We start from the raw sequence: 20,025 nt of genomic DNA on the forward strand, positions 1-20,025 counted from the left end.
ACGGTTGCTTAGCTCGCAACGGGCGGCTTGGCCACCGAGCACAGGCGGATCGAATCGGCGAGAATCTCAATCGCTTTGGGGCGTGGGAAGCTGGCACGCCAGGCGATCGCCACGGTGCGGAACGGCACCGGAGGTGTGAGCGGGCGCACTTCGATTACGCCCTGGGCGTAGTGATGGCTGTCTACGGCTGACAGCGGCAGGATCGAGATGCCCAGGCCGGAAGCGACCATATGGCGAATGGTTTCCAGTGAGCTGGATTCCACCGTGGTGTGCTTGGCGCCGTCGTTGCCCTTGGTCAGGGTCGGGCAGGCTTCCAATACCTGGTCGCGGAAGCAGTGGCCTTCGCCAAGCAGCAGCAGGCTCTTGTCGTTGAGCAGGGCGGCGTCGATAGTGTCCTTCTTGGTCCACGGGTGGGAGGCCGGCATCAACACGTAGAACGGCTCGTCGTAGAGAGGTAGCGTGAGTACGTCCGCCTCGTTGAACGGCAGGGCGATGATGATCGCGTCCAACTCGCCATTGCGCAGTTTGTCGCGCAGCACGTGGGTGAAGTTTTCTTCGATATACAGCGGCATCTGCGGCGCGACGCGATGCAGTTGCGGGATCAAGTGCGGGAACAGATACGGGCCGACAGTGTAGATCGCGCCGACCTTGAGCGGCGCGGTCAGCTGGTTCTTGCCGGCCTGGGCCAGTTCGCGAATGCTTTGCGCTTGTTCCAGGACCTTCTGGGCCTGGGCCACGATGCCTTCGCCCACCGGAGTGAGGCGCACGGCGCTCTTGCTGCGCTCGAAAATCAACACACCGAGTTCGTCTTCAAGCTTTTTGACGCCCACCGACAGCGTCGGCTGGCTGACATGGCAACGCTCGGCCGCGTGGCCGAAGTGCTGTTCCTGGGCGAGGGTCACGATGTAGCGTAATTCTGTAAGAGTCATAGCAGGCGTCCATGAGGTTGCAGGCCAAGCATACCGGCTGCAATCGATAGACGCACGTTATCAGAACTTTGCTGGGGATTGAGTGGGGAATGTCGGAAATTTTGCTGATTTGGCGATGGCGAATGCGGGAGTAAAAACTTCCTCCCGCATTGCTTGTAGATGTGTTTAACGGCGGCGCTTGTCGATGTTGTAGACGAACGGCGCAACGAGTTCGACGCTGCCATTTTTCAGCAGGTCGGCTGGTGGCTTGGGCAGCGGCTGGGCCTTGCGGATCATCTCCAGGGTCGCACGGTCCAGGTCGGCGTTGCCGGAGCGGCCTTCCAACTCGTAGGACAATACGTTGCCTTCGGCATCGACCACGAAGCGCAAGCGGTTCATACCTTCCTTGCCGCGCTGTTGGGCGGCGGGCGGGTACTTCTTGTACTTCTGCAGGTGCGCCAGCAGGGTGCTTTGCCAGGACGCCTGGGCCGCTATCTGCTGTGCCGATGGGCCAGGCGCGGGCTGGGCCGATTTTTCCGCCGGTGTATTGGTCGGTGGAGTTTCGCTCGGCGGCTCCTCGGAAGGTTTTTCCTTGGGTGGCTCGGGCTTCTTCTCTACCGGCTTGGGCGGTTGCGGCTTAGGCTTGGGCTTGACCGGCTTGGGCACCTGGATCGTTGGCTTGGGCGCCTCGGCCATTTTTGGCAGGGGCAGCTCTTCCACGGGGGCAGGCGGCTGCGGCGGCGTCACCACCTTGGGCGGTGCCGGAGGTGGTGGTGCCGGCATCGGCGCCAGGTCGATGACCATGGCGGCGGGTGGCAACTGGATCACCTGCGGCGCGGACCATTGGAGCGCGATGATGATCGCGACGGCATGCACGCCCAGCACGACGGCGAGGCTGGTGCCATAACGCGTCAGTTTGTGGCGCGTCGTGATCATTTCTTGGCTGCCGTCTCAAGTCCGACCAGGCCCACCTTGAGGTAGCCGGCTGCCCGCAGGGCATCCATCACGCTCATCAGGTCGCCGTAGTCCACGCCTTTGTCGGCCTGGAAGAAGATCGTCGTGTCTTTCTTACCCTGGGTCTTGGCATCGAGCACCGGGCCCAGGCTTTCAGTCTTGACTTCTTCTTCGCCCAGGAACAGGCGTTGGTCTGCCTTGACGCTGAGGAAGATCGGTTTCTCCGGCCGCGGCGCCGGCTTGGCGCTGGAGGCTGGCAGGTCCACCTTGATGTCCACGGTGGCCAGCGGTGCCGCCACCATGAAGATGATCAGCAGCACCAGCATCACGTCGATAAACGGTGTGACGTTGATTTCGTGGTTCTCGACGAGCTCGTCGTCGCCTTGATTCAAATGCAGGCCCATGGCCGATTACCCCACTTTCACCATGTGCGGTTGCGAGCTGCGCTCGGTAGGCAGGTGATCGAGGTCACGGCTGACCAGCAACAGGACTTCTGCCGATGCATCCGAAACCTGGGCTTTGTAGCCGGCAATCGAACGGGCGAAGACGTTGTAGATCACCACCGCAGGGATCGCGGCAACCAGGCCCAGGGCGGTAGCCAGCAGGGCTTCGGCGATGCCGGGGGCAACGACGGCGAGGTTGGTGGTCTGGGTCTTGGCGATGCCGATGAAGCTGTTCATGATGCCCCATACGGTGCCGAACAGGCCGACGAAAGGTGCGGTGGAGCCAATGGTGGCGAGTACGCCGGTGCCGCTGCTCATGTTACGGCCGCAGGCCGCAACCAGGCGCTCGAGGCGGAAAGCCACGCGCTCCTTGATACCTTCTTTTTCGCGGGTATTGGCCGACAGGCGCATTTCTTCCAGGGCGTCGTGCACCAGGGTGTTGGCCAGGGTGCCCTTCCTGGTCGCGGTTTCGCTCGCTTCCTTGAGGGTGGTGGCTTTTTTCAGGTGGACGATTTCAGCACGCAGGCGGCGCTTGGCACCCAGCAGCTCGAAGCCTTTGGCAATCCAGATAGTCCAGGTAATGATCGAGGCGATGGCCAGGCCGATCATCACGGCCTTCACCACCACGTCGGCATTCTGGTACATGCCCCATGGCGACAAGTCGTGGGCCATGCCCAGGGTGTTGTCTTCTTCCAGCACCACGCCGGTTTCGTCGGCAGGTGCGGCGTCGCCCGCAGCCTGGGCCGGGTCGGTAGCGGCTGGAGCTGGAGCTGGAGCGGCCGCCGGGGCAGCAGCATTTTGCTCGGTGGCAGCCGGAGCGGTGGGGGCCGTGGCATCAGCGAATGCGGCGGTCGGTGCCAGCAGTATGCTGAACAGCATCGCAGCAATCGCACGCCAGGCGCGGGATGGACTGTGAGGCTTGGTTGGCGAAGCGGGTTTTGTATTACGTGTCATGCTGGCCGGACCTGAGAGAAAAAATGGGTGATCGTCCTTCCAAACCCAGGGGGGGGGCGAGGACAAATGGGTGGTTATTATTGCAAGTAATTCTTGTTAACAGAAGTAATACAGTAACTTTATTTGGCTTTTTCTGGCCGCTGGTCATGTCTGGCGGCTAATCTGCGCCTTTAAGAACGGAGTTTTGTGATGTCTGTGCCTTCTGTTGTGATTGCCGGTTGCGGCGATGTGGGTAGTCGGCTGGCTAGCCAATTGCTGGCCTCGGAATGGGAGGTTCATGGCTTGCGCCGCGATATTTCGCGCCTGCCCGAGGGGGTGATTGGCATCGCCGGCGACCTGTTCGACAAGGATTGCCCTGACACCTGGCCTATCGGCGGGGTGGATTACCTGGTGTATTGCGCCGCTGCCACCGACCATGACGAAACCGGCTATCGCGCCGCTTACGTGCAGGGGCTGCAACATGTGCTGGAGTGGTTGAAGGACTACGGCCAGGAGCCGAAACACCTGTTGTTCGTATCCAGCAGCAGTGTGTATGGGCAGCAGAACGGCGAGTGGGTCGACGAAACGTCAGAGACGCAAGCGAAGGGTTACTCCGGGCAGGTGATGCTGGAGGCAGAGCAAGTGGCGCTCGACAGCGGCATCCCCGCCAGTGTCGTGCGGCTGACCGGGATTTACGGTCCGGGACGCGAATGGCTGTTGACCCAGGTGCGCCAAGGCTATCGGGTAGCGATTGACCCGCCTTTATATGGCAACCGGATTCACGCCGATGATGCGGCCGGGCTGCTGGCGTTTTTACTGCGGCACGTAGAGCAGGGCGGTACATTGGACAAAGTCTACATCGGTGTCGACGATGCGCCGGCGCCATTGGCCGAGGTGGTGGGCTGGTTGCGCGAGTACCTGGGTGTGACCGAATGGGCTGATGACGCCAGTGTGCGGCGTGCGGGCAGCAAGCAATGCAGCAATGCCAGGGTTAAGGCCCTTGGTTGGGTGCCCAAGTATCCGACCTATCGTGAAGGGTATGCCGCGATACTCAAGGGCTGAAATAAATCTGAAGATGGAGGAGGGGGCTTGCCCCCGATAGCAGAGTGTCAGCCACCGTTATTTTGGCTGATGCACCGCCATCGGGGGCAAGCCCCCTCCCACCTTTGGAGCTAAGGCAAAGCGCTTATTGCTTTTCCAGCAGCCATTGGCGAGGGCCCGGCGTGAACTGAGGCACTTCATCCGCCTGCGCGGTATTGATTGCCTGGAAGATTTCCAGCTGTTCACCCTTGCGCGTGAAGATCCACGGGTTGCCCTGGCCGTTCAGTTGCAGCCAGATGCTGTCGTAACCGCCGCTCATGGAGGCGCAATCACCCGCCAGGCACAGCGAGTAACGGTCAACGCCAGGTAGGCCGGCGACCTTGCCGTCAGCCTGGAACTGCACCGTGGCGCCGCTGCCCGTGCCGTCGGTGATCTTCCAGTCGCCACCCATGTAGGTCGCGTACAGCGCCCGCTCGAAGTTGGCGCCCAATGGCGCGCCTTCAGGGGCTGGCTCTTTGGCGCGGCCGAACAGTTGCTCTGGCTCATTGTCATTGGCTACTTGCAGCAGCTGCTTGCCTTTGCGCTTGAGTTCGGTAGCGGTGCTGCCGTAGAAGTCGACGCTCCAGGCGCCGGACTTTTCACCGGTCAGCTTGCCTTCGGCTACTTCAAAACCATTGTAGTAGCGCGCCTGCGCAGCCTTGGTGTTGACCTCCCACTCAAGGTTGGGGCCATAGGACTGCAGGGCTTCACGCAAAGGGCCGCCCTTGGCTGCCGCATCGATGGCGGCCTGGTTGATCCAGGTACCGCTCACATCCAGGTCGGCGGGGTTGCTGGCACAGCCGCCCAGCACCAGGGCGAGCAACGAAGAGGCTACAAGCGCTTTGCGCATCACGAAATCCTTCTGAAACGAAGTCGGCGCAGCCTGTTGGGCTGCGCCGGGTGTTTTACTCGATGACCAGAATGGCGTCCATCTCAACCTGCGCGCCTTTTGGCAGGGCGGCAACGCCAATGGCGGCGCGGGCCGGGTAGGGTTGTTCGAAGTACTTGCCCATGATCTCGTTGACCTTGGCGAAGTGGCTCAGGTCGGTGAGGAAGATGTTCAGCTTGACGATGTCCTTGAATGAACCGCCGGCGGCCTCGGCCACGGACTTGAGGTTTTCGAAGACCTGTACGGTCTGGGCTTCGAAGCCTTCAACCAGTTCCATGGTCTTTGGGTCCAGTGGGATCTGGCCGGACATGTAGACGGTGTTGCCCGCCTTGATCGCCTGGGAGTAGGTGCCGATGGCGGCTGGGGCTTTATCGCTGGTGATAACTGTCTTGGTCATGAGTGACTCCTTGTAATGGGTGATGAGTTATCTGAGGAGTCATGCACGCATACGGGTGATGCGGATGACCCCAGTCAAGGCACGCAGTTTCTTGATCACGCGGGCCAGGTGCACGCGGTCGTGCACGCTGACCACCAGCTGGACCACGCTGATGCGACCATCACGTTCGTCCATGCTGATTTTCTCGATATTGCCGTCGGCGGCGTTGACGCTGCTGGCCAGCAGGGCGATCAGGCCGCGCTGGTGTTCCAGCTCCACCCGCAGCTCGACGTTGAATTCGCCGGTGACATCCTTGGCCCACGAGAGCTGGATGCATTTTTCCGGGTTGTGACGGATTTCGGTGATGTTGCGGCAGTTGTCCAGGTGTACCACCATGCCCTTGCCCGCGGACAAGTGCCCGACAATCGGGTCGCCAGGGATCGGCGTGCAGCATTTGGCGTAGCTGAGCACCAGGCCTTCGGTACCACGAATCGCCAGCGGGCCTTCCGGGCTCGGCAACTGTTCGCCTTCGCCCAGCAGACGGCGGGCGACCACGTAGGCCATGCGGTTGCCCAGGCCGATATCTTCCAGCAGGTCTTCGATGGTTTCCTGACGGTATTCGTGGAGCATCGCTTGCACGCGTTCCTGCGGGATCCTGTCCAGGGCGCTGTCGAAACCGTTGAGTACTTTGTTCAGCAGGCGTTCTCCCAGGCTGATTGACTCGGAACGACGCTGCAGTTTCAGGGCATGGCGAATATGCGTACGTGCCTTGCCGGTGACCACGAAGTTGAGCCACGCCGGGTTCGGGCGTGCGCCTGGAGCACTGACGATCTCGACTGTGGAGCCACTTTGCAGCGGTTCGGACAGCGGTGCGAGACGACGATTGATGCGGCAGGCGATGCAGCTGTTGCCGACGTCGGTGTGCACCGCGTAGGCAAAGTCGACCGCCGTGGAGCCTTTTGGCAGCTCCATGATCCGGCCCTTGGGCGTGAACACGTAGACCTCGTCCGGGAACAGGTCGATCTTTACGCTTTCGATGAATTCCAGGGAGTTGCCGGCACGTTGCTGCATTTCCAGCACGCCCTTGACCCATTGGCGGGCGCGGGCATGGGTGCCTTTGGGCTGCTCGTCGCCGCTGGATTTGTACAGCCAGTGGGCGGCGATGCCGTTGTTGGCCATCTCTTCCATTTCGCGGGTGCGGATCTGGATCTCGATGGGCACGCCATGCATACCGAACAGCGTGGTGTGCAGCGACTGGTAGCCGTTGGCCTTGGGGATCGCGATGTAGTCCTTGAAGCGGCCCGGCAGGGGTTTGTACAAATTATGTACAGCGCCCAGCACGCGGTAGCAGGTATCGACCTTGTCGACGATGATCCGGAACGCATACACGTCCATGATCTCGTTGAAGGCCCGGCGTTTGCCGCGCATCTTCTTGTAGATGCCGTAGATATGCTTCTGCCGACCGCTGACTTCGCCCTCGATCTCGTCGATCGCCAGGCAATGGCTCAGGGACTCTTCGATCTTGTTGACGATTTCCTTGCGGTTGCCCCGGGCGCGCTTGACCGCCTGGTAGATGCGCGCCGAACGCATCGGGTGCATGGCCTTGAAACCGAGGTCTTCGAATTCGATGCGAATGGCGTGCATGCCCAGCCGGTTGGCGATGGGCGCGTAGATTTCCAGGGTTTCCTTGGCGATGCGCCGACGTTTTTCGCCGGACAGCACTTCCAGCGTGCGCATGTTGTGCAGCCGGTCGGCCAGCTTGACCAGGATCACCCGGATATCCCGGGCCATGGCCATGGCCATCTTCTGAAAGTTTTCCGCCTGGGCTTCGGCCTTGGTCTCGAAGTTCATCTGGGTCAGTTTGCTGACCCCGTCGACCAGTTCGGCCACGGTTTCGCCAAACTGCGCGCTGAGCGCTTCCTTGGCGATGCCGGTGTCTTCGATCACGTCATGCAGCATCGCAGCCATCAGGCTCTGATGGTCCATGTGCATGTCGGCAAGAATATTTGCCACCGCGAGAGGATGGGTGACATACGCCTCGCCACTGCGGCGGCGTTGGCCATCGTGGGCTTGTTCGGCGTAGAAATACGCTCGGCGGACCAGGTTGACCTGGTCTGGGCCGAGGTAGGTCGATAAGCGATCGGCGAGGGCGTCTATGCTCGGCAAAGTGTGAACTCCTGCCGATGGCTGTGACCCCGCGCCGTGCTACGTCGACCAGGCATAGGCTTAGACGTCCTCGTTGGACTCGCCTTCGAACGCTGCAAACAGCGGCTCGTCTTCAACGATTTCGGCGTTGGCGATGAACTCGTAGCTCATCAGGCCTTCAGCAATTTCACGCAGGGCTACAACGGTAGGCTTGTCGTTTTCCCACTGGACCAGAGGCTCTTTGCCGCCAGTGGCCAGTTGACGGGCACGCTTGGTAGAGAGCATGACCAGCTCAAAGCGGTTATCCACGTGTTCTAGGCAGTCTTCAACGGTTACGCGGGCCATGGTATTCCTCGGAGCGAATGCAAGATGCGCGCTGCCCGGTTGGGCGAGCGGACTGAGCAGTTTAAAAAAACACCAGCGTTTAGGGAAGCGCTGATTTTTCGCAGACCCTGGCAAAACCGCTGCAAGTGCCAATGTAAGGCCCTTGCAGCAGTTTTGGGAAGAGCCAATCAGCCGAGCAGTTCGGCAAGTAATTTGCCGAAACGTTGCTGTTGACGCTTTTGCTGGAGCTGGTTGGCGCGGAAAATCGCCTTCAAATCGTCCAGGGCATGGGCGAAATCGTCATTGATGATCAGGTAGTCGTAGTCGACGTAGTGGCTCATTTCGCTGACGGCCTCGCGCATGCGGCCTTCGATGATCTCGTCGCTGTCCTGGCCGCGGTTGGTCAGGCGCTGGTGCAAGGCTTCGAGCGACGGCGGCAGGATGAAGATCGAGCGAGCCTTGGGCATCAGCTGGCGTACTTGCTCGGCGCCCTGCCAATCGATTTCCAGGATCAGGTCGTGGCCTTCGTCCAGAGTTTGCTGCAAGTGGCTTTGGGAGGTGCCGTAGAGGTTGCCGAAGACTTCGGCACGTTCGAGGAAATCGCCATGTTCGATCATCTTGACGAACTCGGTGCGTTCGACGAAGTGATAGTGCACGCCATTGACCTCGCCCGGGCGCATGGCGCGGGTGGTGTGGGACACCGAAATGCGGATCTGCTCGTCAGCGTCGGTCAAGGCTTTGACCAGGCTGCTCTTGCCCGCGCCCGAAGGGGCGGAAATGATGTAAAGGGTGCCGGTGCTGTGGGTCATGGAGGTTGCCTTACTCAATATTCTGTACTTGTTCGCGCATCTGCTCGATCAACACTTTGAGGTTGACCGCGGCCGTGGTACTGCGCGGATCGAACGCCTTGGAGCCCAGTGTATTGGCTTCGCGGTTGAGTTCCTGCATCAGGAAGTCCAGGCGCCGACCGGCGGCACCGCCAGACTTGAGTACGCGGCGCACTTCAAGGATGTGGGTGCTCAGGCGGTCGAGCTCTTCGGCCACATCGCTCTTCTGTGCGAGCAGGACCATTTCCTGTTCCAGGCGAGTCGGGTCAAGGTCGGCCTTCATGTCGGTGAAGCGGTCGAGAACCTTCTGGCGCTGGGTGGCGAGCATCTGCGGCACCAGTTCGCGCAGGGTGATCACGTCTGCTTCGATCGAGGTCAGACGCTCGTTGATCAGGCGCGCCAGTTCGGCGCCTTCGCGCTCGCGACCGGCCTTGAGTTCCTTCAGGCCCTGGTTGAAAAGGGCGAGGGCTTCGGCATTCAAGGCTTGCGGGTCAGTAGCGTCGGCCACCAGCACGCCGGGCCAGGCCAGCACTTCCAGGGGGTTCAGTGCGGCCGGTTGCTTGATCAGGCCGGCGATGGTTTCGGCGGCGGCCACCAGTTGCGCGGCGCGGTCGCGGTCGACCTGCAGCGGCTTGCCGGTAGTTTCTTCGGTAAAGCGCAGGGTGCATTCCAGCTTGCCACGGGAGATGCCCTGGCGCAGCGCTTCACGGACGGCGCCTTCGAGGTCGCGGAACGACTCCGGCAGGCGCAGGTGCGGCTCCAGGTAACGGCTGTTGACCGAGCGCAATTCCCAGCTGAGGGTGCCTTGGGCTCCGGCTTTTTCGACACGGGCGAAGGCGGTCATGCTGTGCACCATGGAGGTACCTCATGTTGGATAAATAAAGATTGGCCAGGCCGACCTGTAGGAGCGAGGCGCAGGATTGTAGCGCAGTGCGCAGGAGGCGCCCAAACATGCGCATTCGTAACCGAATTTTAAGAAGTGCCCCGAATCGGTTGGCGGCTCTATAATGCTCGGCAGTTTTTCGTCCTTCGTACAGGTATCCCCTATGAAACGTCCAAGTGGTCGCGCTGCCGATCAGCTCCGCTCGATCCGCATCACCCGCAACTACACCAAACACGCCGAGGGATCCGTACTGGTCGAGTTTGGCGATACCAAGGTGATCTGCACCGTCAGCGTCGAAAACGGCGTGCCGCGCTTCCTCAAGGGCCAGGGCCAGGGTTGGTTGACCGCTGAATACGGCATGCTGCCGCGCGCCACTGGCGAGCGTAACCAGCGTGAAGCCAGCCGTGGCAAGCAAGGTGGGCGCACCCTGGAGATCCAGCGCCTGATCGGCCGTTCCCTGCGCGCCGCCCTGGACATGTCCAAGCTGGGCGACGTGACCCTGTACGTCGACTGCGACGTGATCCAGGCTGATGGCGGTACCCGTACTGCCTCCATCACCGGTGCCATGGTGGCCCTGGTCGACGCGCTGAAAGTGATCAAGAAACGCGGCGGCCTCAAGGCCGGTGACCCGCTCAAGCAGATGATCGCCGCGGTATCGGTCGGCATGTACCAGGGTGAGCCTGTACTGGACCTGGACTACCTGGAGGATTCGGCCGCCGAGACTGACCTGAACGTGGTCATGACCAGCACCGGTGGTTTCATCGAAGTGCAGGGCACCGCTGAAGGCGCGCCATTCCAGCCGGCTGAGCTGAACGCGATGCTGGCTTTGGCCCAGAAAGGCATGACCGAAATTTTCCAACTGCAGAACGCCGCGCTGGCCGACTGAGCCGGTGCCAAGGAGAAACGCCATGAGTGACAGCCAGTTGCCGGTTCCGGCACCGTCCAAGGAAGTACGCCAGTTGGCAATGTTGTGTCACTTCGCGGCGTTTGCGGGGTTGGTATTCCCCTTCGGCAGCTTGTTGGGGCCGCTGATCCTGTGGCAGTTCAAGAAGGACGTGGACCCGCTTATCGATGATCAGGGCAAGGAAGCGCTGAATTTCCAGATTACCGTGGCGATCGCCTGGCTGGTGTGCCTGGTGCTGGGCTTTGTCGTCATCGGCTTTTTGCTGATGACCGTGCTGGTGATCGGGGCGCTGATACTGACGATCATCGCCGGGATCCAGGCCAACAAAGGCGTTGCTTACCGCTACCCGTGGACCTGGCGCCTGGTCAAGTAACCGACCGGCCACAAAAAAACCGACATTGCTGTCGGTTTTTTTGTGCCTGGAGAACGACCTCAGATGGTCAATGTCCAGTCGTAGTCCACGATCAATGGCGCGTGTTGCGAGAAGCGCGGCTGGCGCGGCAAGCGTGCACTGCGCACGAACCGACGCAGGCCTGGGGTCAGCAACTGGTAGTCGAAGCGCCAACCCAGGTTGAGCATCTCGGCCTGTTCGTTATCCGGCCACCAGCTGTACTGGTCGCCTTCACGGCTGACTTCACGCAGGGCATCGACATAGCCCATGTTGCCGACAATCTCGTCCATCCAGGCCCGTTCCGGCGCCAGGAAGCCCGGGGATTGCTGGCTGTCGCGCCAGTTCTTGATATCCAGCTTCTGTTGCGCCACGTACAGCGAGCCACAATAAATGTACTCGCGACGTTTGCGTCGCTGTTTATCCAGATAACGGGCGAAGTCGTCCATTAGCTTGAACTTCTGGTTCAAGTCTTCATCGCCGTTCTGCCCCGAGGGAAGCAGCAAGGTCGCGATGCTGACCTTGTCGAAATCGGCTTGCAGGTAACGCCCGTAGCGGTCGGCTGTCTCGAAGCCGAGGCCGCTGATGACCGCCTTGGGTTGCAACCGCGAGTACAAAGCCACGCCACCTTGGGTGGGCACTTCGGCATCGCAGGCATAAAGGAAGTAGCCATCCAGTTGGAAGGCTGGGTCGTCCAGTTCAAAGGCGGAGGCGCGGGTGTCCTGCAGGCAGATGACGTCGGCATTCTGTGCTTGCAGCCAACTGAGCAAACCACGCTCGACTGCAGCCTGAATACCATTAACGTTCACACTGATGATCCGCATAAATGGCCCCAAAAATCGCGTGCGTGTATGATACACGCCGTCCACCTAATTAGCTAAATCCGTGGTATCTGAGGCTTTTTTCATGCAGGCGTATCAACGCGATTTCATTCGTTTTGCCATCGATCGCGGCGTTCTACGCTTCGGTGAGTTCACTCTCAAGTCCGGGCGCACCAGCCCGTACTTCTTCAATGCGGGCCTGTTCAACTCGGGTTCGGCCCTGGCTCAGCTGGGTCGTTTCTATGCGGCAGCCATCGTTGAAAGCGGTATCTCCTTCGACGTGCTCTTTGGCCCGGCCTACAAGGGGATTCCCTTGGCTGCGGCTACAGCGGTGGCCCTGGCGGAACATCATGGGCGGGATCTGCCATGGTGTTTCAACCGCAAGGAAGCCAAGGCCCATGGTGAAGGCGGCAGCCTGGTCGGTGCTCCGCTGGCCGGCGATGTGCTGATCATCGACGACGTGATCACCGCCGGCACCGCGATCCGTGAAGTGATGCAGATCATCGCGTCCCAGGACGGCGCCAAGGCTGCAGGGGTGCTGATCGCCTTGAACCGCCAGGAGCGCGGCAACGGTGAGTTGTCGGCGATCCAGGAAGTGGAGCGGGATTTCGGCATTCCGGTGGTAAGTATCGTGTCGTTGAACCAGGTGTTGCAGTTCCTGGAGGATGATCCCCAGCTCAAGCAGCATTTGCCGGCAGTGCGAGCGTATCGCGAGCAGTTTGGCGTCTGATACCGACTTTTTGTTGAAATGGGTTTGTGTGGGAGGGGGCTTGCTCCCGATAGCGGTGTGTCAGCCACCCAATTCATTCGCTGATCCAATGCTATCGGGAGCAAGCCCCCTCCCACAGGGGATCTCCATTGTCCTTTCGCTCTATACAAAAAGGCCCCGCTCAATCGGATTGAGCGGGGCCTTTTATTTGCAGCGTTTTAAGGACGCTTGCGGTTGCTGATCAGTGTGCCCATGCCGGTATCCGTGAAGATCTCCAACAGCACCGCATTCGGTACACGGCCATCCAGGATCAGCGCGCTACCAACGCCGCCCTGTACCGCGCCCAGTGCGCAACCGATCTTGGGCAGCATGCCGCCGTAGATGGTGCCGTCGGCGATCAGCTCGTCTACTTGCTGGGTGGACAGGCCAGTCAGTACCTTGCCTTCCTTGTCCATCAGGCCGGCAATGTTGGTCAGCAGCATCAGCTTTTCAGCCTGCAGTGCTTCAGCCACCTTGCCCGCTACCAGGTCAGCATTGATGTTGTAGGACTCGCCATTGGCGCCCACACCGATAGGTGCGATCACCGGGATGAAATCGCTCTTGACCAGCAGGTTCAGCAGATCGGTGTTGATGCCGATCACTTCGCCGACCTGGCCGATATCGATGATTTCCGGCTGGGTCATCTCCGGAGTTTTGCGGGTAACAGTCAGTTTTTTCGCGCGGATCAGCTCCGCATCCTTGCCGGTCAGGCCGATGGCGCTGCCGCCGTGGCGGTTGATCAGGTTGACGATGTCTTTGTTGACCTGGCCGCCGAGGACCATTTCCACCACGTCCATGGTTTGCGCGTCAGTGACGCGCATGCCATCGATGAAGTGGCTCTCGATCGACAGTCGCCTGAGCAGTTCGCCGATCTGCGGGCCGCCGCCGTGCACCACCACTGGGTTGATCCCTACGGCTTTCATCAGCACGATGTCGCGGGCAAAGCCGGTTTTCAGCTCGTCGCTTTCCATGGCATTGCCGCCGTACTTGATCACCAGCGTCTTGCCGACGTAGCGTCGAATGTAAGGCAACGCTTCGGACAGGACCTTGGCGGTGTTGGCAGCGGCTTCGCGTTCGAGGGTCATTCAGGGCTCCGGGCAAAAAATCAGAACGGTAATTGAAGGTCAGGGGCAACACGTTTCAACTGGACGTGGAACACGTCCTTGATGCGCTGCAGCTCAGCCTCGGAATCCGCCTCGAAACGCAGGACCAGCACCGGTGTGGTGTTGGACGCGCGAACCAGGCCCCAGCCTTTGGCGTAATCGACTCGCACACCATCAATGGTGGTCAGGTCGGCGCCTTCACCCCATTGCGCATCATGCAGTGCGTCAATGATGCTGAATTTGCTCTCCTCGGTCACATGGATATTGATCTCAGGCGTAGAAATATCATTCGGGAAGGTCTGAAACAGCTCTTCTGCCGTAGATTTTTCCTTGCTGAGGATCTCCAGCAGACGAGCGGCGCTGTAAATACCGTCGTCAAACCCAAACCAGCGCTCCTTGAAGAATACGTGGCCGCTCATCTCACCGGCCAACAGCGCGCCGGTTTCCTTCATTTTCTTTTTGATCAACGAGTGACCGGTCTTCCACATTAGCGGGCGACCGCCGTATTCCTTTATCAATGGTGTCAGGCGGCGGGTGCATTTCACGTCGAAGATGATCTCGGCGTTGGCATTGCGCGCCACCACGTCGCGGGCGAACAGCATCAGCAGGCGGTCCGGGAACACAATCTCGCCGGTTTCGGTCACCACGCCCACGCGGTCGCCGTCACCATCGAAGGCCAGGCCCACGTCGGCGCCCACTTCTTTGACCTTGGCGATCAGGTCCACCAGGTTTTCTGGCTTGCCTGGGTCCGGGTGATGGTTGGGGAAGTTGCCATCGACCTCGCAGAACAGCGGGATCACCTCGCAGTTCAGGGCTTCGAGCAACTGCGGTGCGATCACGCCGGCCGCGCCGTTGCCGCAGTCCACCACGACTTTCATGCGGCGTGCGAGCTTGACGTCGCGGGTGATTTCGTCAGAGTAGCGCTGCAGGATGTCGACTTTGGTGACGGTGCCCTGGCCACTGGTCAGGTCGTTGGTTTTGAGGCGCTTGTGCAGGGCCTGGATCTGTTCGTTGGCCAGGGTGTCGCCTGCGATGACGATCTTGAACCCGTTGTAGTCCGAAGGGTTATGACTGCCGGTGAGCATCACCCCGGATTTGCCGGCCAGGACATTGGCGGCGTAATACAGCGCGGGTGTCGGCACCAGGCCGACGTCGCTGACGTGGCAGCCGCTGTCGGCCAGGCCCTGGATCAGTTGCTCGACTAGCTCCGGGCCGGACAAGCGGCCGTCACGCCCCACTGACACGTTGGGTTCGTCCTGGGCCAGGCTCTGGGAGCCGATGGCGCGGCCAATCCAGTAGGCGGTTTCGGCGGTCAGGGTCTTGGGTACCACGCCCCGAATGTCATAGGCGCGAAAAATGCTGTCGGGGAAGGTCGGGGCTACGCGGGCTGCAGTACTCATCGCGGGGGAAACTCCATCTGAAAGGGGCGGGGCTGGCCTGAATGGGGCTGGCCGGCAGGCTCAAACTGAAGGGTATGACGGCGTTTTCGGCAGAGAGTTCGTGGTGTAAAAGTGCCATCGGGGCTTTTGGCTTGCCCGCACGGTCAAGTAATACATTGATTTTGCTGGATAAATCTCGTTCGTGAGCTCCGCGCATTCTTCATCCTGAAACGCCGGGCGGTGGCATCGGGCCGGACCAGGGTGTCCGGCCTGATTCAGCTTAGTCAGTGACTGCCGGAATGCCCAAAACCACCTGCGCCGCGCTGGGTTTCGTCGAACTCTTCTACCAGTTCGAAGTGCGCCTGTACTACGGGCACCAATACCAGCTGGGCGATGCGTTCGCCGACTGCGATGTTGAATGCGGTCTGGCCACGGTTCCAACACGACACCATCAGCTCGCCCTGGTAGTCGGAGTCGATCAGGCCGACCAGGTTGCCCAGCACGATTCCGTGTTTATGGCCCAGGCCGGAGCGCGGCAGGATCAGCGCCGCCAGGCCAGGGTCGCCAACATAAATCGACAGGCCGGTGGGGATCAGGATGGTCTGGCCCGGTTCAAGGACGGTGTCTTGCTTGAGCATGGCGCGCAGGTCCAGGCCGGCGGAGCCTGGAGTGGCGTAGGCCGGCAGGGGGAATTCGTTGCCGATGCGGGGATCGAGGATCTTGGCTTGCAAAGCGTGCATGGAAATTAAACCTGGTTCAGCCGTTGGGCGATAAAAGAGATCAGTTGGCGGGCAATCTTGCCCTTGCTGGTCTGGGCGAAAAGGGTGGCGTGCAGCTCGCGGTCGATCACGCTGCACGCATTTTCCTCGCTGTTGAAGCCGATGCTCGGGTTGGCGACATCATTGGCAACGATCAGGTCGAGGTTTTTGTCTTTCAGTTTGCGTGCGGCGTAGTCCAGCAGGTGCTCGGTTTCGGCAGCAAAACCTACACTGAACGGGCGATCCGGACGAGTGGCGATGGTGGCCAGGATGTCCGGGTTGCGCACCATCTGCAGGAGCAGGCCGTCACCACTTGTGGGGTCTTTCTTGAGCTTTTGCGGGGCGACGACTTCCGGGCGGTAATCCGCAACCGCTGCCGAGGCGATGAACAGGTCGCAGGGAATGGCCGCTTCACAGGCTGCCAGCATGTCCCGGGCGCTGACTACGTCGATTCGCGTGACGCGGTCAGGGGTGGGCAGATGCACCGGGCCGGTGATCAGGGTGACCCGTGCGCCTGCCTCGACCGCTGCTTCTGCCAACGCGAAGCCCATTTTTCCTGAGCTATGGTTGGTGATGTAGCGCACCGGGTCGATGTTTTCCTGAGTCGGGCCGGCGGTGATCAGCACGTGCTTGCCGGTCAGGGCCAGGTGCTGGAAGCACTCGGCGGCGCACTGTGCCAGGTCGGTGGCTTCGAGCATGCGGCCCATGCCGACATCGCCGCAGGCTTGGCTGCCGGAAGCGGGGCCGAACACCTTGAGGCCGCGGCTTTGCAGGAGCTGGGTATTGGCCTGGGTAGCTGGGTCGCGCCACATGGCCTGGTTCATGGCCGGGGCGATGGCGACGGTGGCGTCGGTGGCCAATACCAGTGTGGTCAGCAGGTCATCGGCGATGCCCTGGGCCAGGCGGGCGATCAGGTCGGCGGTGGCCGGGGCGATCAGTACCAGGTCGGCCCATTTGGCCAGCTCGATATGGCCCATGGCGGCTTCGGCCGCCGGGTCGAGCAGGTCCAGGTGAACCGGGTGACCGGACAGGGCCTGCATGGTCAGTGGGGTGATGAACTCACTGCCGCCACGGGTCATGACCACGCGTACTTCGGCGCCCTGGTCCAGGAGCCTGCGAACCAGCTCTGCGCTCTTGTAGGCGGCAATGCCGCCGCCGACGCCGAGAACGATGCGTTTCCGATACAGACGCTGCATTGGTTTGCCTTTCCAGTTCAGTGATGCCAGTTCAGTGACGCCTGCGATGACCCCTCCCCAGGTGAAATCGCATGCAAAAAAGAGCGCCTACGATAACACAGCGCCCGCTGGGCAACAGCGGAGCAGGTACACACGGAGGTAGGATGAGTATTCGTGATTGGCCCGTGGCGGAGCGCCCGCGGGAGAAGTTGTTGGAAGGCGGCGCGGCGAGCCTGTCCGATGCCGAGTTGTTGGCGATCTTCCTGCGTACAGGGGTTTCCGGTAGAAGTGCGGTCGATCTGGCGCGCCATCTGTTGGCGCAATTCGGTGGTTTGCGCCCACTGCTGGAGGCCAGCCAGACGCTGTTCAGCCAGCATCTGGGGCTGGGGCCGGCGAAGTTTGCCCAGCTGCAGGCGGTGCTGGAAATGTCCCGGCGCCACATGGCCGAGCGCTTGCGCGCTGATTCGGTGCTGGAGAGCCCGCTGGCCGTGCGCGAGTATCTCAAGGCACTACTGCGCCACGAACCCCATGAGATCTTTGGCTGCCTGTTCCTTGATTCAAGACACCGGGTGTTGGGTTTTGAGGCAATGTTTCAGGGCACCATCGACACTGCGATTGTTTATCCGCGGCAAGTGGTCAAGCGCGCGCTGGCGTACAACGCGGCGGCGTTGATCCTGTGTCACAACCATCCGTCCGGGAATGTAGAGCCCAGCGCAGCTGATCGAAAATTGACCAAGTTGCTGCAAAAGGCCTTGGAGGCGGTGGATGTGCGCGTGTTGGATCACATCATCGTTGGAGATGGTGACCCGCTGTCGATGGCTGAATACGGGTGGATATAACGACACCCGTATCTAGGAGCGAGCTTGCTCGCGAAAACCTGATGATCTCGCGGGTCACCAGGGTTTTCGCATTATCGTTAACGATCTTCGCGAGCAAGCTCGCTCTTACAGTGCAAGGTGTTGCGCCTTACGGTTTGACACTGACTTTCGAATAATCCTGACGCCCGAACGGGCTCACCTGATAGCCCTCGACATTCTTGCGGGCCAGGGCAAACGCCGTCGGATGTGCCAGCGGCAGCCACAGGGCCTGCTGCTGGATCTGCGCCTGGGCCTGTTGATACAGCTTGGTGCGCACGCCTTGCTCGCTGGTGGTCTTGCCGGCGCGGATCAATTTATCCAGCGCGGGATCGCAATAGCGGGCGAAGTTGGTGCCGGACTTCACTGCTGCGCAGGAGAACTGCGGGGTCAGGAAGTTATCCGGGTCGCCGTTGTCGCCAGCCCAGCCCATGAACAGCAGGTCGTGCTCGCCGGCCTTGGCGCGGCGAATCAACTCGCCCCATTCGATCACACGGATTTCGGCCTGGATGCCGACCTTGGCCAGGTCGGCCTGCAACAGCTGTGCGCCAAGATTCGGGTTGGGGTTCAGCAGGCTACCGGTAGGGCGAGTCCATATCGTGGTCTTGAAGCCGTCCTTGAGCCCGGCACGGTCGAGCAGCGCCTTGGCTTTGGCGAGATCTTGTGGATAGCCCGGCAAATCCTGGGCATAGCTCCAGGTGTTCGGCGGGTAGACACCATTGGCTGCTTCGCCGGTGCCTTCGAATACGGCCTTGAGGTAGCTGTTCTTGTCAAAGGCCAAGTTGATCGCCTGGCGCACCTCGGGCTTGTCCAACGGTGGGTGCTGGCTGTTGATGGCGACGAATGCAGTCATGAAGGCGGCGGTTTTTTCCACCTTCAAGGCTGGGTCTTTTTCGGCCTCGCCCACATCCAATGGCTTGGGCGAAAGAGCGATCTGGCATTCATCGCGGTGCAGCTTCTGCAGGCGTACGTTGGCATCCGGAGTAATGGCGAAGATCAAGTTATCCACCGCCGGCTTGCCGGCGAAGTAGTCCGGGTTGGCCTTGTAGCGCACCACGGCATCTTTCTGAAAACGCACGAAAACGAACGGACCGGTGCCGATTGGCTGGCTGTTGAGCTTCTCGGGAGTGCCGGCCTTGAGCAGTTTATCGGCATATTCAGCCGGGTAGATCGAGGCAAAGCCCATGCTCAGCGACGCAAGGAAGGTGGAGTCGGCGTGGTCGAGGGTGAAACGCACGGTCAACGGGTCAAGGGCGTCAATCTTCTTGACCAGTGCCGGCAATTGCAGGGATTGGGCGTGGGGGAAGCCGCTCTGGGCGATCTTGTGCCACGGGTTGGCCGGATCAAGCATGCGCTCGAAGCTGAAGCGTACGTCTTCGGCGGTCAACGTACGGCTGGGGTTGAAATAGTTGGTGCGGTGGAATTTCACGCCCGGGTGCAGCTTGAAGGTGTAGGTCAGGCCATCGGATGAGACTTCCCAACTGTCCGCCAGGCTCGGTACCAGTTTGCCGCTGGCTGCGTCGAAGTCCACCAGGCGGTTCATCAGCACGTCTGCTGAGGCATTGGTGGTAGTCAGCGAGTTGTACTGCACCACATCGAACCCCTCGGGGCTGGCCTCGGTGCAGACGCTCAGGTTGGTGGCCGCGATAGCTGTCGGCGCGATAAAGAGAGGAGCAAGCAATAGCGGTAGGGCAGCGAGGCGCATATTCGGTTTCCTGTGCAGATCGAAGGCCCATCTGCGAGTGCAGTCTGGAAAAAGCCTACCGTAGAGGTCTGATTGATAAATGACTAGCCCATTTTTGCCTGTGCTTTTGGCCAAAATGCTGTTTTGATGGCGCCTCAGCGCGTTTCGCCGTGTACTTCGCCGTGCCTGTGGGCGCTGTAAATCATTCTGTGCGACGAGCGGTCGGCTGTCACAGCGGCCCCTCCTGGCAGTGGTTCAGGCGTCTGCCACTAAGATTTACGGTGGTAAAAACACACGAGCTGTTGTTGCACTGGGGTCTTTCTGGTATAAAGCAGCGCTCTTTTCTAGGGGCCCGGTTCCTTCGCTTGTAGGTGTAGCCGGTAAGACCCTAAAGAAACGCGGCGCCTGGCGCCAAATGACTGAGAGATTAAGCGGCCAACCCATGCCGG

General features: G+C 60.7%; 20 protein-coding genes and 1 pseudogene. 5 read left to right on the plus strand and 16 right to left on the minus strand.

Features of this window, described 5'->3' with window-relative positions; translation table 11 throughout:
* Positions 1 to 8: 8 nt before the first annotated feature.
* The 4 genes from NMB39_RS00670 to exbB all read right to left on the minus strand — a co-directional run bounded on the left by NMB39_RS00670 (position 9) and on the right by exbB (position 3,259).
* Entirely contained in the window at positions 9 to 929 is a 921-nt protein-coding gene (locus NMB39_RS00670) for a hydrogen peroxide-inducible genes activator (protein WP_043048080.1), read from the minus strand.
* A 165-nt stretch (positions 930 to 1,094) separates the two neighbouring features.
* The gene (locus NMB39_RS00675; RefSeq protein ID WP_057011438.1) at positions 1,095 to 1,844 is read right to left on the minus strand and encodes a TonB family protein; all 750 of its coding nucleotides are present in this window, start codon (positions 1,842 to 1,844) and stop codon (positions 1,095 to 1,097) included.
* Positions 1,841 to 2,266 carry a TonB system transport protein ExbD gene (exbD, locus tag NMB39_RS00680; protein ID WP_003176926.1) on the minus strand — a complete coding sequence of 142 codons (426 nt, stop codon included), beginning with the start codon at positions 2,264 to 2,266 and terminating at the stop codon, positions 1,841 to 1,843. Before exbD ends, NMB39_RS00675 begins: the two co-directional genes overlap by 4 nt.
* Positions 2,267 to 2,272: 6 nt before the next feature.
* Positions 2,273 to 3,259, minus strand: a complete 987-nt coding sequence (gene exbB, locus NMB39_RS00685) for a tonB-system energizer ExbB (RefSeq protein WP_494339713.1) — start codon at positions 3,257 to 3,259, stop codon at positions 2,273 to 2,275.
* Between the two features lie 189 nt (positions 3,260 to 3,448).
* On the opposite strand from exbB, the gene NMB39_RS00690 reads away from it, so the two are divergent.
* The gene (locus tag NMB39_RS00690) at positions 3,449 to 4,300 is read left to right on the plus strand and encodes an SDR family oxidoreductase (RefSeq protein ID WP_494339712.1); all 852 of its coding nucleotides are present in this window, start codon (positions 3,449 to 3,451) and stop codon (positions 4,298 to 4,300) included.
* A 124-nt stretch (positions 4,301 to 4,424) separates the two neighbouring features.
* Here the strand turns inward: NMB39_RS00690 and NMB39_RS00695 are convergent, their stop codons facing one another.
* The 6 genes from NMB39_RS00695 to NMB39_RS00720 form a co-directional block, all read right to left on the minus strand.
* Positions 4,425 to 5,168, minus strand: a complete 744-nt coding sequence (locus tag NMB39_RS00695; protein WP_494339711.1) for a hypothetical protein — start codon at positions 5,166 to 5,168, stop codon at positions 4,425 to 4,427.
* 55 nt (positions 5,169 to 5,223) lie between these two features.
* On the minus strand, positions 5,224 to 5,604 hold the full coding sequence (locus tag NMB39_RS00700) for a RidA family protein (RefSeq protein ID WP_003176922.1): 381 nt from the start codon (positions 5,602 to 5,604) through the stop codon (positions 5,224 to 5,226).
* A 39-nt stretch (positions 5,605 to 5,643) separates the two neighbouring features.
* A complete protein-coding gene (gene spoT, locus NMB39_RS00705) occupies positions 5,644 to 7,749 on the minus strand; it encodes a bifunctional GTP diphosphokinase/guanosine-3',5'-bis pyrophosphate 3'-pyrophosphohydrolase (protein ID WP_057023328.1) in 2,106 nt (701 codons plus the stop codon).
* Between the two features lie 60 nt (positions 7,750 to 7,809).
* Positions 7,810 to 8,073: a DNA-directed RNA polymerase subunit omega gene (rpoZ, locus tag NMB39_RS00710; RefSeq protein ID WP_003195508.1), complete on the minus strand. Its 264-nt coding sequence runs from the start codon at positions 8,071 to 8,073 to the stop codon at positions 7,810 to 7,812.
* Between the two features lie 167 nt (positions 8,074 to 8,240).
* Positions 8,241 to 8,861 (minus strand): guanylate kinase, encoded by a 621-nt coding sequence (gene gmk, locus NMB39_RS00715; RefSeq protein ID WP_003213284.1) that lies wholly within the window; start codon positions 8,859 to 8,861, stop codon positions 8,241 to 8,243.
* Positions 8,862 to 8,871: 10 nt separating this feature from the next.
* Positions 8,872 to 9,735 carry a YicC/YloC family endoribonuclease gene (locus NMB39_RS00720; RefSeq protein ID WP_057023329.1) on the minus strand — a complete coding sequence of 288 codons (864 nt, stop codon included), beginning with the start codon at positions 9,733 to 9,735 and terminating at the stop codon, positions 8,872 to 8,874.
* Between the two features lie 190 nt (positions 9,736 to 9,925).
* Between NMB39_RS00720 and rph the strand changes: the two genes are divergently transcribed.
* A complete protein-coding gene (rph, locus tag NMB39_RS00725; protein WP_043048066.1) occupies positions 9,926 to 10,648 on the plus strand; it encodes a ribonuclease PH in 723 nt (240 codons plus the stop codon).
* Between the two features lie 22 nt (positions 10,649 to 10,670).
* Positions 10,671 to 11,039, plus strand: a complete 369-nt coding sequence (locus tag NMB39_RS00730) for a DUF4870 domain-containing protein (RefSeq protein WP_043048064.1) — start codon at positions 10,671 to 10,673, stop codon at positions 11,037 to 11,039.
* A gap of 59 nt (positions 11,040 to 11,098) precedes the next feature.
* On the opposite strand, the gene crc is transcribed toward NMB39_RS00730, so the two are convergent.
* Complete coding sequence (crc, locus tag NMB39_RS00735) at positions 11,099 to 11,878, minus strand: catabolite repression control protein Crc (protein ID WP_003195493.1); 780 nt, start codon at positions 11,876 to 11,878, stop codon at positions 11,099 to 11,101.
* Between the two features lie 82 nt (positions 11,879 to 11,960).
* On the opposite strand from crc, the gene pyrE reads away from it, so the two are divergent.
* Positions 11,961 to 12,605 (plus strand): orotate phosphoribosyltransferase, encoded by a 645-nt coding sequence (gene pyrE, locus NMB39_RS00740; protein ID WP_057023330.1) that lies wholly within the window; start codon positions 11,961 to 11,963, stop codon positions 12,603 to 12,605.
* A gap of 197 nt (positions 12,606 to 12,802) precedes the next feature.
* Here pyrE and argB read toward each other — a convergent pair whose 3' ends face one another.
* The 4 genes and pseudogenes from argB to coaBC form a co-directional block, all read right to left on the minus strand.
* Complete coding sequence (argB, locus tag NMB39_RS00745; RefSeq protein WP_057023331.1) at positions 12,803 to 13,708, minus strand: acetylglutamate kinase; 906 nt, start codon at positions 13,706 to 13,708, stop codon at positions 12,803 to 12,805.
* Positions 13,709 to 13,728: 20 nt separating this feature from the next.
* Positions 13,729 to 15,135, minus strand: a pseudogene (locus tag NMB39_RS00750) (phosphomannomutase/phosphoglucomutase); the annotation flags it as partial.
* Between the two features lie 254 nt (positions 15,136 to 15,389).
* Positions 15,390 to 15,845, minus strand: a complete 456-nt coding sequence (gene dut / locus NMB39_RS00755; protein WP_003213270.1) for a dUTP diphosphatase — start codon at positions 15,843 to 15,845, stop codon at positions 15,390 to 15,392.
* A gap of 5 nt (positions 15,846 to 15,850) precedes the next feature.
* Positions 15,851 to 17,059, minus strand: coding sequence for a bifunctional phosphopantothenoylcysteine decarboxylase/phosphopantothenate--cysteine ligase CoaBC (coaBC, locus tag NMB39_RS00760; protein ID WP_043048060.1), 1,209 nt, complete (start codon positions 17,057 to 17,059; stop codon positions 15,851 to 15,853).
* A 143-nt stretch (positions 17,060 to 17,202) separates the two neighbouring features.
* Here coaBC and radC point away from each other — a divergent pair, with 143 nt between their 5' ends.
* Complete coding sequence (gene radC / locus NMB39_RS00765) at positions 17,203 to 17,877, plus strand: RadC family protein (RefSeq protein ID WP_306956684.1); 675 nt, start codon at positions 17,203 to 17,205, stop codon at positions 17,875 to 17,877.
* A gap of 127 nt (positions 17,878 to 18,004) precedes the next feature.
* Here radC and NMB39_RS00770 read toward each other — a convergent pair whose 3' ends face one another.
* A complete protein-coding gene (locus NMB39_RS00770; RefSeq protein WP_046070086.1) occupies positions 18,005 to 19,597 on the minus strand; it encodes an ABC transporter substrate-binding protein in 1,593 nt (530 codons plus the stop codon).
* Positions 19,598 to 20,025 lie beyond the last annotated feature (428 nt).

Source organism: Pseudomonas sp. FBCC-B545, from assembly GCF_059134095.1.